This is a genomic window from Mycobacterium sp. NGS61 (genome assembly GCF_059812325.1).
Genome location: NZ_JCALCL010000010.1, coordinates 17,664 through 30,289, shown reverse-complemented (window position 1 = coordinate 30,289; position 12,626 = coordinate 17,664). Strand labels below are relative to the sequence as shown.

The following is a 12,626-nucleotide window of genomic DNA, read 5'->3' as shown; positions in this document are numbered from 1 at the left end:
TGCGCATATCGGTGTTACCTGAATCTCAATGCGTATCTAAGTTAGGTGGTCAGGTGCTAATTGCGCAACAGTCCGATAACGGTTTTTCTGGGACGTCCGTGCCGTCTGGATCGTGATGCGGGCCTCGACGGCCGCCGCGGGCCGCCGTTGGGCCCTCTGACCTGTGATATCGCCGCCAGGTCGGCCGGCGACGTGGTGCGAATCCTGTTCAACACCTGCCGAAGAAAGTTTTCCCACCCCGCACGGCGCGGGGACGTGACGCGAGGTCGCTACTGTAGTACGCATGTCCGAGCGCCCCCCGGTCCCGCTGACGCTGCTGAAGCTGGCGGGGTTCTGTGTGCTCGCCAGCGTGGTCGCGACAGCGTTGATGTTCCCCTTCGCCGGCGGCGTCGGGTTGATGTCGAACCGCGCGTCGGAAGTCGTCGCCAACGGATCGGCGCAACTTCTCGAGGGTCAGGTCCCGGCCGTGTCCACGATGGTGGACGCCAAAGGCAACGTCATCGCCTGGCTGTATTCGCAGCGCCGTTTCGAGGTGCCGTCGGACAAGATCGCCAACACCATGAAGCTGGCGATCGTGTCCATCGAGGACAAGCGGTTCGCCGACCACAACGGTGTGGACTGGAAAGGCACGCTGACCGGGCTGGCCGGTTACGCCTCCGGCGACGTCGAGACCCGCGGCGGCTCGACCCTCGAGCAGCAGTACATCAAGAACTACCAATTGCTGGTGACCGCGCAGACCGACGCGGAGAAGCGGGCGGCCGTCGAGACCACCCCGGCGCGCAAGCTGCGCGAGATCCGGATGGCGCTCACGCTGGACAAGACCTTCACCAAGCCGGAGATCCTGACCCGTTACCTGAACCTGGTGTCGTTCGGCAACAACTCGTTCGGCATCCAGGACGCGGCCCAGACCTACTTCGGCGTCAACGCCATCGACCTGAACTGGCAGCAGGCCGCGCTGCTGGCCGGCATGGTGCAGTCGACCAGCTCGCTCAACCCGTACACCAACCCGGAGGGCGCACTGGCCCGGCGCAATCTGGTGCTAGACACCATGATCGAGAACATTCCCAATGAGGCCGATGCGCTACGCGCAGCCAAAGCGCAGCCGTTGGGCGTCCTGCAACAGCCCAAGGAGTTGCCGCGCGGCTGTATCGCGGCCGGCGACCGGGCGTTCTTCTGCGACTATGTGCAGGAATACCTGTCCCGGGCCGGCATCAGTAAGGAACAAGTGGCCCGCGGCGGCTACCTGATCCGCACCACGCTGGACCCGGACGTGCAGATCCCGGTGAAGGCGGCGATCGACAAGTTCGCGCCCCCGACGCTGAGTGGCATTTCGAGCGTGATGAGCGTGATCCTGCCGGGTAAGACGTCGCACAAAGTGGTCGCGATGGCCAGCAACCGCAAGTACGGCCTGGACACCGAGGCCGGCGAAACCATGCGGCCGCAGCCGTTCTCCCTTGTCGGCGACGGCGCCGGGTCGATCTTCAAGCTGTTCACCACAGCGGCCGCGCTCGACATGGGCATGGGCATCAACGCCAATCTGGAGGTCCCCGGCCGGTTCCAGGCCAAGGGCCTGGGCAGCGGGGGTGCCAAGGGCTGCCCCAAGGACACCTGGTGCGTGGTCAACGCCGGCAACTACCGCGGATCGATGAATGTGACCGATGCGCTGGCCACCTCGCCCAATACCGCGTTCGCCAAGTTGATCTCCCAGATCGGGGTGTCCCGCGCGGTGGACATGGCTATCAAACTGGGCCTGCGGTCCTACGCCAACCCCGGCACCGCCCGCGACTACAACCCGGACAGCAACGAAAGTCTGGCCGACTTCGTCAAGCGACAGAACATCGGCTCCTTCACCCTGGGCCCCATCGAGGTCAACGCGCTGGAGCTGTCCAACGTCGCGGCGACGCTGGCGTCCGGGGGCATGTGGTGCCCGCCCAGCCCGATCGACAAGCTGATCGACCGCAACGGCAATGAGGTGTCGGTCACTACCGAGACCTGCGAACAGGTGGTCCCCGAGGGGCTGGCCAACACCCTGGCCAATGCGATGAGCAAGGACGCCACCGGCAGCGGTACCGCGGCCGGCTCGGCCGGTGCGGCCGGCTGGAACCTGCCGATGTCCGGTAAGACCGGCACCACCGAAGCCCACCGTTCGTCCGGCTTCGTGGGATTCACCAACCGGTACGCGGCCGCCAATTACATCTACGACGACTCCCCGGCACCGACCGACCTGTGTTCGGCGCCGCTGCGCCATTGCGGCAGCGGTGACCTGTACGGCGGTAACGAGCCGGCGCGAACCTGGTTCACTGCGCTGCAACCGATCGCGAACAACTTCGGTGAGGTGCACCTGCCGCCGACCGATCCGCGTTACCTGGACGGTTCACCGGCCGGGCGGGTGCCCAGTGTGGCCGGCCTGGACGTCGACCAGGCCCGGCAGCGGCTCCGGGACGCCGGTTTCCAGGTCGCCGATCAGCCCACCTCGGTCAACAGCTCTGCCAAGTACGGCGAGGTCGTCGGCACCACGCCCAGCGGCCAGACCATCCCCGGCTCGATCGTGACCATCCAGATCAGCAATGGCGTCCCGCCGGCACCGCCGCCGCCGCCCGAGGGGAGTCTGCCGCCGGAAGTGGTCGGATCGCAGGTGGTCGAGATTCCCGGTCTGCCACCTATCACCATCCCGCTGCTGGCACCGCCCCCGCCGGCGGCGCCGCCACCGCCGTAGCGGCCGGTCGGGCAGTAAACTGCCTGGCATGGCTGACGTCCGTCTGACTGCCCCGCTTCCCACGCTGCTACGCGCCGGCGCCGCCGTCGTCGGCTCGGCGGCTGCCGGAATCGGCTACGCCTCACTTGTCGAACGTAACGCGTTCGTGCTGCGCGAGGTGACGATTCCGGTGCTGAGCCCAGGTTCCACACCGCTGCGGGTGCTGCACATCAGCGACCTGCACATGACCCCTAATCAGCGGCGCAAACAGGCCTGGGTGCGCGAGCTGGCCAGTTGGGATCCCGACCTGGTGGTCAACACCGGCGACAACCTCGCCCACCCCAAGGCGGTGCCCGCAGTCGTGCAGTCGCTGGGCGATCTGCTGTCCCGGCCCGGCGTGTTCGTCTTCGGCAGCAATGACTACTTCGGTCCCCGGCCGAAGAATCCGGCCAACTACCTGACCAACCCCGGCCACCGCGTCAAGGGTGAGCCACTGCCCTGGCAGGATCTGCGCGCGGCCTTCACCGAACGCGGCTGGCTCGACCTCACCCACACTCGGCGCGAGTTCGAGGCGGCCGGCCTGCATGTCGCGGCCGCAGGCGTCGACGACCCGCACATCGACCGGGACCGCTACGACACCATCGCGGGTCCGGCCAGTCCCGCGGCCAACCTCAAGCTGGGCCTGGTCCACTCACCCGAGCCACGCGTGCTCGATCGCTTCGCCGCCGACGGTTACCAGCTGGTGATGGCCGGACACACCCACGGCGGGCAACTATGCCTGCCGTTCTACGGCGCCATCGTGACCAACTGCGGCCTGGACCGGTCCCGGGCCAAGGGGCCGTCGCAGTGGGGCGCCAACATGCGCCTGCACGTCTCGGCGGGACTCGGCACTTCGCCGTTCGCGCCGGTGCGATTCTGCTGCCGGCCCGAAGCGACCCTGCTGACCCTGATCGCCACCCCGATGGGCGGCCGCGACTCGACCAGCAACCTGGGCCGACAGCCGACTGCTACGTCGGTTCGTTGACCGACCGGACCCGCATCGCGGTCCGGAGTAAATCTCGCAGCTGGACCGACAATGCGATCCGGTTGATCGAAGCCGACGCGCGGCGCAGTGCCGACACCCATCTGCTGCGCTATCCGCTTCCCTCGGCGTGGGGTGACGACTCCGGCGTCGCGCTGTATCTCAAAGACGAGACGACCCACATCACCGGCAGCCTCAAACACCGGCTGGCCCGCTCGCTGTTCCTCTACGCGCTGTGCAACGCATGGATCGACGAGGGCACCACCGTGGTCGAGGCCTCGTCGGGTTCCACCGCGGTGTCCGAAGCGTATTTCGCTGCGCTGCTGGGTTTGCCCTTCGTCGCCGTGATGCCGGCCGCCACCAGCACGGCAAAGATCGCGCTGATCGAATCCCAAGGTGGCCGTTGCCATTTCGTGGACAATTCCAGCGAGGTCTACGACGAGGCGGTACGGGTCGCCGCCGAGACCGGCGGCCATTACCTCGACCAGTTCACCAACGCCGAACGCGCTACCGACTGGCGGGGCAACAACAACATCGCCGAATCAATCTATCTGCAAATGCGTGAGGAAACCCACCCGATCCCCACCTGGATCGTGGTGGGCGCCGGCACGGGTGGCACCAGCGCGACGATCGGGCGGTACATCCGATATCGCCGGCATTCGACGCGACTGTGCGTCGTCGACCCGGAAAACTCCGCGTTCTTTCCGGCCTTCGCCGATCAGCGCTACGACGTCGTGACGGGAGCGTCGTCTCGGATCGAGGGCATCGGGCGTCCGCGGGTCGAACCGTCGTTCCTGCCGTCGGTGGTCGACCGGATGGTCGCGGTGCCCGACGCGGCCTCGATAGCCGCCGCGCGACACGTCAGCAGCGTTCTGGGGCGCCGGGTGGGCCCCTCCACGGGAACCAATCTGTGGGGAGCCTTCGGTCTGCTGGCCGAGATGGTGGCCGACGGCCGCGGCGGTTCGGTGGTCACCTTGCTCGCCGACAGCGGCGACCGGTATGCCGACACCTATTTCGACGACGACTGGGTGGCTGCTCAGGGGCTCGATCCCGGCGGCCCCGCCCAGGCTCTGGCCGTCTTCGAGCGCTCCTGCCGGTGGGGCTAGCCACGCGTTTGGCGGTGCCGCCGGACGGTGCGATAGGCTGGCCAAGCTTCAAGCGGGGTGTGGCGCAGCTTGGTAGCGCGCTTCGTTCGGGACGAAGAGGCCGTGGGTTCGAATCCCGCCACCCCGACTCGCTGAAGACGAGCAAGGCCACCGACAGTTTTCACTGTCGGTGGCCTTCGCCGCATTCGGGTGCTAGTACCAGACTTTTCGACCGCCGATGGGGCGACCGACCGCGCCCAGAATCCACAACACCACGCCGACGAGCAATAGGATGCCGCCGATTGTGTAAAGAATGCTGATGCCGGTGAAGTAACCGACCACCAGCAACACGATCCCCAGGATAATCACGTCGCGCCCCTTCTGTTGAACGCTGTCTAATTGACTGACAAGTTGTTGAATACCCCGCTGCGCGCAGTTCAATCACGGGGTAGCGCAAGAGGATCTGGACCGCTGGCGTGCGGACGGAATCGCACTCTGGTGCCGCGTCGCGGCGCCAGCATGATGGAGCGACGCACGATCCGCTCGGACGTGCTGTCCACCGCATCGAATTCGCCCTCGCGCACCAGCACCTGCAGCACAGTGATCAGCTCCCGCATGCTGAAAGCCGCACCCAGACAACGTTTTACGCCGCCCCCGAACGGTACCCAGGCATATGTCTGCGGCCGCGATCCCAGGAAGCGCTCCGGCCGGAATTCGCTCGGGCGGTCGTAGACGGCCGGATTCCGATTGATCGCAACGATGTGTACGACGATGCGGGTGCCGGCAGGGACCAGGTAACCGCCCAGTGCGAACGGCTGCGCGGCGACCCGCGCAGTCAGCGGCGCCGGCGGACGCACTCGCAGCGTCTCGTCGATCACTGCCGTCGTGAATGCTTCCTCACCGGCCCAGGCCTCTGCCCGCACCCGGCGCAGCGCGTCCGGATGATGCAGCAGCAGATCGAACACCCAGGCCAACGTCGTCGCGGTGGTTTCGTGACCGGCCAACATCAGGGTGATCAGATCGTCGCGAATTTCGCTGTCCGACAAGACCTGGCCGTCGTCGCCACGCGCGCACATCAACAGAGCCAGGATGTCGCGCTGAGTCGCGAGCGTGGGGTCGGCGCGGCGCGCCGCGATCAGGGGCATGACGACGTCGTCGATCTCCCGGTTGGCCCGGGCGCGCGAAGGCCAGATGCGCAACGTACCGAGGCCTCGCAACGCGTAGCGAACCGTCAATTGCTCTGAGACACCAAGGTTTAACAGCCGATCGAAGGGCTGTCCCAACCGCCGGACTTCGTCGGGATCGTCGACCCCGAAGATCACCCGGACGATCACGTCCAGCATCAACTTCCGTGCGGCATGCAGCATCTCGAAGGGGCGGTCCACGGGCCAGTCCCGCATCGCCGCCCGCGCGGCCTCTTCGATGATGGGCACGTATCCGCTCAGCGCGGACCCGTGCAGCGGCGGCGTGAGCAACTTGCGCCGCCGCAGGTGTTCCGGTTCTTCCTGCACGAACATCGATCCCGATCCGTAGATCGCTGCGGCGGGCCCCACTCCCGCACCGCCGAGTAACACGTCTGTCGGGGCGGTGAAGACTTCTTTCGCAAGTGCCGGATCGGACACGATGGCAACGTCACCGAGGCTGAGGATCGGCATTGTCATCAGCGGTCCATATCGACGGATCAACCGCATCATCCGCCGCTCGCCGCCGAGGAGGTACATCACGGCATACGCGGTTGCGCACGCGCCGCGTAACCCGCGCGGTGCGGGCAGACCGGGCGGCGAAGGTAGCCCCACGGTCGGTGACGCTACTGCATAGCCGATGCCATATGGCTGAGCCGGCTGAGTGTCAGGCGCAGTCCGCGCAGATCTGGCGTCCGCCGGTGGAGACGCGCAACCGGTTGCGATGCTGGACCAAATAGCAGCAGGAGCAAGTGAACTCGTCGGAGCGCTGGGGGATCACCACCACCGACAACTCCTCGCCGGACAGGTCGGCGCCCGGCAACTCGAAGAAGGACGCATCGTTGAGGTCGTCGTCGACGACCGCCGTCGCGAGCTTGGGCATGGACCCCAGTTCGCTGAGCGCATTCTTGTCGGCGGCGTCGGCCTCGGTCACCCGGCGGGCGTCATAATCGCTAACTGTCGGCATAGCTCTTCCCTCCTGAGTGACCGGGCTAGGCACCTAGTGGTCGCCCGTTGGCTCAGGCAGTACCCCGTTCGAATGCTGCTCACACCCACCGGAGAACAAGAAATTGCACATCCGCAAAATTTGCGTGACGCGGACTCAGAGCGCGGGCCAACCACCCGCATAGGACGCCACCGCAGGGACGGTTGTGGTGCGCGCGTAGGCTTTCCGCCGCTGCGTGCGGGAGGCCCAGGCCATCCCGAACCACGGCGACATGATGGCTGCCACCAGGGCGACGCCCGCCATCAGTTCGTGGCCGGTCGCCAGCGCCACCAGACCAGCCAACAGTCCCAGCACCCAGACCGCGGCGGCCGCCACACCCGGCACGCTGATCACCCGACCACCGGTCGTGGTGTCTAGGCGCCCGAGCGGGTCAGACCCGAGATGAACCATGCTGCACTCCCAAGGCCGAAGCGAAAACCAGTATTCAGCTACTATAGCCTATGGATACTGTTGCTTGGCGCACTGAGTGGCGGGTGGCACGCCAGCCGCACGCAGGGACGGGATGCGAATCCCGCTGCCCTACGTGCGGACTGACGTGCTGACGAAACTCAGGGGCGCGTTGCCGGGCCCGTGACGTGCGTCGCAGTGGTGTTGGCGTTCGGCCGGCGGTCACGACGGAGCAGACCGGCCAAGCCGCCCAGCCCGAGCAGTCCGAGCAGTCCCCACTTGCCCGAGTTGTCCTCCTGACGCTGGTTGGTGTCGTTGTCCGCCAATGTGATCGTCGTCGCCGACGGCGCGGGAGCGATCTCGGTGGCGGCGGAAGCGACCCCGGCACCGCCGAACAGCAGGGCGCCGGTGACAGACGTGACAGCAAGGATCTTGTGCATGGTGATACTCCTGAAATGGATGAATAGTGACGCCTGAGACCGAACCGGCTGTTTGAGTTCGACTGGCAACGCGACCTGCGGTGGTATCCGCAACGCTGGCAGGAGATCTACCCGCCCGCGCGTCAGGTAAACCGGATCGCCGAGAAGATTTCAACAGGTGTGCAATGCAGATCCGCGGGTAGCCTGCGACGGTGAGCGACACCGCAGTGCTTGTCATCGACATGTTCAGTGACTACGACCATCCGGATGCCGAGCAGTTGGCCGAAAACGTCGCTGCCGTCATCGATCCCCTGACCGGGCTCATCAACGAGGCGAACGACCGCGACGACGTCGACCTGATCTACGTCAACGACAATCAGGGCGACTTCACCGCAGACCACGACGCCATCATCAGCAAGGCGCTGGCGGGCAAGCGACCGGATCTGGTCAAGCCGTTGGTTCCGGCATCCGGCAGCAATTTTCTGGTCAAGGTGCGGCACAGCGTCTTCTACGCCACATCGGTGGACTATCTGCTGCACCGGTTGGAATCCAAGCGCATCGTGCTGACCGGCCAGGTGACCGAACAGTGCATCCTCTACAGCGCATTGGACGGCTATGTCCGCCACTACGACGTCGTCGTGCCGCCCGATGCGGTGGCTCACATCGACGAGGGACTCGGGTCCGCCGCACTGAAGATGATGGAACGCAATATGAGTGCCGAATTGCTGGCCGTTGCCGACTGCCTGGGCTGACGTGCCCAGCTTGCAAAACCGAAGGGACAGTTCATGACCGAACACAAGCCGCAGAACGCCGAGTCCGACGCGGACTCCGACGACAGAGTCGCCGAGTCACGCGCTGGGCGCGAAGAGGACGGCGACTACGTAGGGCGCACCGGGGCCGACGACGACTTCGACGCCGGGGAAACCGGCGCGGAGGCGCGCAGCAACGACGGCTGAGCTACCGCTGTAGATCGACCATTAGCGGCCGGTGGTCGGAGATGGTCATCAGATCCGCTGTCCCGGCAGCACCGACAAGTTTTCGATCGTCGGTGAGGATGTGGTCGAGCTGGCGGACGGGGTCGGTCGCGGGGAACGTCAGCGCAGTTGCCAACGGCCGCATGCCCGTCCAGCGGTGCACGGCTGCCGGCGTCGCATTGAGGTCGCCCAGCAGCAGGCGCGGCCCGGGCGAACCTCGCAGCGCGCGAGCCAGCCGCCGCAACTGGTACCTGTTCCAGCCCGGCACGAAGGACAGGTGGGTATTGGCCACCGTCATCGGTCCCAGTGGCGTCTGCAACCGCGCGATGACCGCCGCCCGTGGTTCCTCGTCGACAACCACCACTTTTCGGGCTCCCGGGAGGTAGACGGGTAGGCGCATCGGAATTCGGGGTAGCCGCACCACCTGCCAACTCGACGCCGGGAACCGGGAGAGCAGCGCGATCCCGTAAGCGGCGGTGCCGGGTTGTTCCTGTCCGGTGGCCGCCATCCACGTTGCCCCGGGCGTGCCGGAGATGGCGGCGACAAAGCGGTGCTCGACCGCGGCCATCGCTTCGGCCGCTGCCGCTGTCAGATCGGCCCGGCCGGACCTGGGCTGGTCGACGTCGACTTCCTGTAACGCAAGCACGTCAGGATCGAGTCGCCGCACGCAGTCCTGCAGCCGCTGCAGGTCGACCCCATCGCCCACGGTGCGACCGTGCAGGATGTTGAATGTCGCCACCCGCACGGCTATTCCCCTGCTCCGGGTACTTCTTCTCGTGCCGCCACCGACCGTCCGTCGCCGGTGTCGAATACCTCGATGACGACGTCGGCGTCGCGGTAACCGCCCAGTGATTTGAGCCCCGGGGTGGCGTGCAGGATGTCGTGTGCCTGGTCGCCGGTGAGCGGGTAGTCAGCCACGGGATGCCGCCAGTGGGCGGCGAGCACGGTTGCGCCAGGTCGCAAGCGAGGGCATTCCCGGCGCAGCACGGCAGCCAGCGTGTCGGCGGTGAGGTAGTAGGCGACTTCGCTGAGCACCAGCAGGTCGAAGGGCCCATTGGGCCACGGCTCGTCCAGCGACCCGCGGGACAGTATCACCCGGTCCCGGCAGCCCTGGTCGACAAGCCGTGCGTCGGCGGCGCGGATTGCCGCCTCGGCCACGTCCATCGCGGTGACGTGGGCGCAGCGCGACGCGAGCAACGTGGTCAACGTTCCGATCGAACAGCCCGGCTCAAACGCGTGTCTGTACCGGCGAATTGGCAGCAATGCCAGGGTGATCGCGTATTTGCGTTGTTCGTACCACCGTGACGACAACTGCCAAGGATCGTCGGCGCTCGCATACATGCGGTCGAAGTACGCGTCGGGCAGTCGCGCGGTCATCGAAAGACCAACTCCCCCACCGCCATCAGCCGATCCAGCACCACGGGAGGCAGCACCGCGTCGGGGCCGTGCGGTTCGAACTGACTGCGAAAGCAGTGCGCGGCTCGTTGTTTGCGCTGCATTGCCCGACGGTCCGACGGCAGCGTGTGGGCGCTGTCCCAGGGCACGTCGGGATCACCCGGAGTGGCCCAGTGCCACATCCACACCGGATACTCCAACAGCTGTACCCCGTTGCGCGCGCACGCGGTGACGGCCGCGCGACCCACCGCCTCGTGATCGGGATGCCCGTCGCCCCGCCAAGTCGCCGCACACCAGGTACCGGGCGCGGACCCAGTGAGGATGTCGGTGAGCAGATCGGCGATTCGCTCCTCACACTCGCCCAATCTGCCGTCGGGCAACCCCAGCGATATCGGTGCGGCAACGCCTAATACCATTGCTGCACTGCGTAATTCGCTTCGACGCAGGCTTTCGAGACGGGTCCGCTTTTCAGCAGGCGCGTGCGGCTGCGCGGCACCGCCGTCGCTGACCGAGACCACTTCGACCGCCACCCGCGACGCGACGAGCTGTGCGATGGTGGCGCCCATCCCCAGCGTCTCGTCGTCCGGATGAGCTCCGACGACGACCAGTCGCGTGCACGGACTCAGATCCAGGGGTGGCGGCCGGTCGGCGGCCAGCCACTGCTGTGCGGACGTCCCACCGCTGGCCAGCGGAGTCGCAGCGAACCGGTGTCCGTTGCTCACGGTCCTCAACGGCCGGGCCGCCCGACCAATCGCCCGATCTCCGCCAGGTCACGCTCGGCATGGCTCTGCCGGATGTAGATGCTCAGGTCGGCGACCCGCTGCGCATGCCGCCCGTCCTGGCACAGCGGACCGGGTCCCAGTGCGCGTCCGGTGCGGGTGATCGCCTCGTCGGCCGCGTGTTCCACGACGGCGCGGACCCGCCGGGCCAGTAATTGCGCTGTGCCCGAACGGTCGAACGGATCCGCGTCGATCTGGGCTGCCGTGCCCGCCAGCATCGCGTCCCCGGCCGCCAGCGCGGCGTCGACCGCCCCCAGGTGCGCCAGCGCATACGCGTCGGCCGACTCGCTGCCGGCGCAGCGGTACAGCGGGTCGGCGACCCGGCGGGCACCCCCCAACCAGCACGCGGCAACCCCGATCGCCCCGTGCCAGAAGCCGGGCCGGGTCAGATACTGACCCGGCCTGCCGACCAGGATCGCGTGCACGTTGTTGAACTGCACCGACCGGGTGTCGCTGCCGGCCATTCCGGGGTTCCACCAGGTGCTGGGCAACGGTTTGACCCCGGTATCGGTCAGGGTCACCGCGAACAACCCGCGGCCGCCTTCCGGCAACCGGGCGGTGACCAGCGCATTGGTGCAGAAACCAGCCCCCGAGCACCACACCTTGGTGCCATTGAGCAGATATTCGTCACCGGCGATGCCGGTCGCGGCCAGCACGGCGTCGGAAGCCTCCGCCGCCCACACGCCCCACAATTGGCGCGGCTCAGGTGGTTTGCCGCCCAGCTCGTCCAGGATTGCGACCGCGTCGACGTGCGCCTCCGCGATGCGGGCGGCCGGGATGTCCTCCTCGGCCAGCTTGGCCAGGCGCTGCCAGCGTTCGGCCGTGTGTCCCGAGGCGGGCAACGGCATCTCGAGCAGTCCGGATTCCAGCCAGTGCTGGACCAGTCCCGCGGTCATGAGCGGTCCCCTGCCATCGACTTCTTCCCGGCACCGGCCAAGGTGCGCAAGTGGTGTGCGAAACCGCGCGGTGCGCGGCCCTTGGTGCGCGCTGACGTGATCACCGACTGCGCAGCGTCGCGGCGTATCCGGTATCCGGCGGCCTCAAAACGCCCGACGAGTTCGACGTCCTCACCGGACGACAGCGCGCGAAACCCACCGACGTCCCAGTACGCCCGGGAATCGAATCCCATATTCGCGCCGTGCACGTGATCGTGCTCACCGTTGATGCGCTGGTTGTAGGCCCGCAGATACCGGCGCGCGACTTCGACGCCGTGCCGGCGCCAGTCAGCCACCCGCACCAGGCCGAGATACATATCGGCGCCGCAATCGAGTTGGCGCACCAGCCAATTCGGTTCCACGGTGCTGTCGGCGTCGGTGGTCGCGTACCAGCAGTCGGCGTCGGATCCGAACTGGGTACGGACGAAGTCGAATCCCGCTGCCCGCGCAGCACCGACATTGCGCGCCTCCACCCGAACGAAATGCACGTCGGCGCCGTACCGCCCGGCCAGCTCGGCACTGTCGTCCTCACTGGCGTCCAACACGACGACCACGGTAACCGGTATGGGGGCACACAATGCCGCGGTCAGGACCGCGCGCAAGCAGGCCGGCAGACTCGCGCTCTCGTTGTGGGCGGGAATCACGACCGCAGCGTGGTGGTATGGACGCGGCGCTGCGGTTGACATAGCGAGATGAATTTCCGGTTTGCCCACTGCTTAAACGGCGCTGGTCAGGTTGCCAACGACGGT

15 protein-coding genes and 1 tRNA gene are annotated in these 12,626 nt (G+C 66.9%); 6 read left to right on the top strand and 10 right to left on the bottom strand.

Going from position 1 to position 12,626, the window contains the following annotated elements; all coding sequences use genetic code 11:
• Nucleotides 1-283: 283 nt before the first annotated feature.
• From ponA2 to AC5Y3Z_RS19260, 4 genes are all read left to right on the top strand, one after another.
• Nucleotides 284-2,716 carry a transglycosylase/D,D-transpeptidase PonA2 gene (gene ponA2 / locus AC5Y3Z_RS19275; protein ID WP_463828748.1) on the top strand — a complete coding sequence of 811 codons (2,433 nt, stop codon included), beginning with the start codon at nucleotides 284-286 and terminating at the stop codon, nucleotides 2,714-2,716.
• Between the two features lie 43 nt (nucleotides 2,717-2,759).
• The gene (locus tag AC5Y3Z_RS19270) at nucleotides 2,760-3,719 is read left to right on the top strand and encodes a metallophosphoesterase (protein WP_463828769.1); all 960 of its coding nucleotides are present in this window, start codon (nucleotides 2,760-2,762) and stop codon (nucleotides 3,717-3,719) included.
• Nucleotides 3,716-4,822, top strand: coding sequence for an L-cysteine desulfhydrase Cds1 (gene cds1 / locus AC5Y3Z_RS19265; RefSeq protein WP_473139895.1), 1,107 nt, complete (start codon nucleotides 3,716-3,718; stop codon nucleotides 4,820-4,822). Before AC5Y3Z_RS19270 ends, cds1 begins: the two co-directional genes overlap by 4 nt.
• 53 nt (nucleotides 4,823-4,875) lie before the next feature.
• Nucleotides 4,876-4,949: transfer RNA gene (locus AC5Y3Z_RS19260), tRNA-Pro, on the top strand.
• A 65-nt stretch (nucleotides 4,950-5,014) separates the two neighbouring features.
• Here AC5Y3Z_RS19260 and AC5Y3Z_RS19255 read toward each other — a convergent pair.
• From AC5Y3Z_RS19255 to AC5Y3Z_RS19235, 5 genes are all read right to left on the bottom strand, one after another.
• Entirely contained in the window at nucleotides 5,015-5,170 is a 156-nt protein-coding gene (locus AC5Y3Z_RS19255; RefSeq protein ID WP_463828746.1) for a hypothetical protein, read from the bottom strand.
• A 68-nt stretch (nucleotides 5,171-5,238) separates the two neighbouring features.
• Nucleotides 5,239-6,624, bottom strand: coding sequence for a cytochrome P450 (locus AC5Y3Z_RS19250; protein WP_473139917.1), 1,386 nt, complete (start codon nucleotides 6,622-6,624; stop codon nucleotides 5,239-5,241).
• Between the two features lie 25 nt (nucleotides 6,625-6,649).
• Complete coding sequence (locus AC5Y3Z_RS19245) at nucleotides 6,650-6,949, bottom strand: DUF4193 domain-containing protein (RefSeq protein ID WP_463828745.1); 300 nt, start codon at nucleotides 6,947-6,949, stop codon at nucleotides 6,650-6,652.
• Between the two features lie 135 nt (nucleotides 6,950-7,084).
• Nucleotides 7,085-7,378: a hypothetical protein gene (locus tag AC5Y3Z_RS19240; protein ID WP_473139896.1), complete on the bottom strand. Its 294-nt coding sequence runs from the start codon at nucleotides 7,376-7,378 to the stop codon at nucleotides 7,085-7,087.
• 158 nt (nucleotides 7,379-7,536) lie between these two features.
• On the bottom strand, nucleotides 7,537-7,815 hold the full coding sequence (locus tag AC5Y3Z_RS19235; RefSeq protein ID WP_473139897.1) for a WGxxGxxG family protein: 279 nt from the start codon (nucleotides 7,813-7,815) through the stop codon (nucleotides 7,537-7,539).
• A gap of 191 nt (nucleotides 7,816-8,006) precedes the next feature.
• Here AC5Y3Z_RS19235 and AC5Y3Z_RS19230 point away from each other — a divergent pair, with 191 nt between their 5' ends.
• Both AC5Y3Z_RS19230 and AC5Y3Z_RS19225 read left to right on the top strand, forming a co-directional pair.
• The gene (locus tag AC5Y3Z_RS19230; RefSeq protein ID WP_463828742.1) at nucleotides 8,007-8,546 is read left to right on the top strand and encodes a cysteine hydrolase family protein; all 540 of its coding nucleotides are present in this window, start codon (nucleotides 8,007-8,009) and stop codon (nucleotides 8,544-8,546) included.
• Between the two features lie 33 nt (nucleotides 8,547-8,579).
• Nucleotides 8,580-8,750, top strand: a complete 171-nt coding sequence (locus AC5Y3Z_RS19225) for a hypothetical protein (RefSeq protein ID WP_473139898.1) — start codon at nucleotides 8,580-8,582, stop codon at nucleotides 8,748-8,750.
• Between the two features lies 1 nt (nucleotide 8,751).
• Here AC5Y3Z_RS19225 and AC5Y3Z_RS19220 read toward each other — a convergent pair whose 3' ends face one another.
• The 5 genes from AC5Y3Z_RS19220 to AC5Y3Z_RS19200 are packed head-to-tail and all read right to left on the bottom strand — an operon-like array spanning nucleotide 8,752 to nucleotide 12,563.
• The gene (locus tag AC5Y3Z_RS19220; protein WP_473139899.1) at nucleotides 8,752-9,513 is read right to left on the bottom strand and encodes an endonuclease/exonuclease/phosphatase family protein; all 762 of its coding nucleotides are present in this window, start codon (nucleotides 9,511-9,513) and stop codon (nucleotides 8,752-8,754) included.
• A gap of 2 nt (nucleotides 9,514-9,515) precedes the next feature.
• Nucleotides 9,516-10,145 carry an SAM-dependent methyltransferase gene (locus AC5Y3Z_RS19215; RefSeq protein ID WP_473139900.1) on the bottom strand — a complete coding sequence of 210 codons (630 nt, stop codon included), beginning with the start codon at nucleotides 10,143-10,145 and terminating at the stop codon, nucleotides 9,516-9,518.
• Nucleotides 10,142-10,894, bottom strand: a complete 753-nt coding sequence (locus AC5Y3Z_RS19210) for a PIG-L deacetylase family protein (protein ID WP_473139901.1) — start codon at nucleotides 10,892-10,894, stop codon at nucleotides 10,142-10,144. The genes AC5Y3Z_RS19215 and AC5Y3Z_RS19210 overlap by 4 nt, the downstream gene beginning before the upstream one ends.
• On the bottom strand, nucleotides 10,891-11,838 hold the full coding sequence (locus tag AC5Y3Z_RS19205) for an acyl-CoA dehydrogenase family protein (RefSeq protein WP_473139902.1): 948 nt from the start codon (nucleotides 11,836-11,838) through the stop codon (nucleotides 10,891-10,893). The genes AC5Y3Z_RS19210 and AC5Y3Z_RS19205 overlap by 4 nt, the downstream gene beginning before the upstream one ends.
• Nucleotides 11,835-12,563 (bottom strand): glycosyltransferase family 2 protein, encoded by a 729-nt coding sequence (locus AC5Y3Z_RS19200; RefSeq protein WP_463828736.1) that lies wholly within the window; start codon nucleotides 12,561-12,563, stop codon nucleotides 11,835-11,837. The genes AC5Y3Z_RS19205 and AC5Y3Z_RS19200 overlap by 4 nt, the downstream gene beginning before the upstream one ends.
• Nucleotides 12,564-12,626 lie beyond the last annotated feature (63 nt).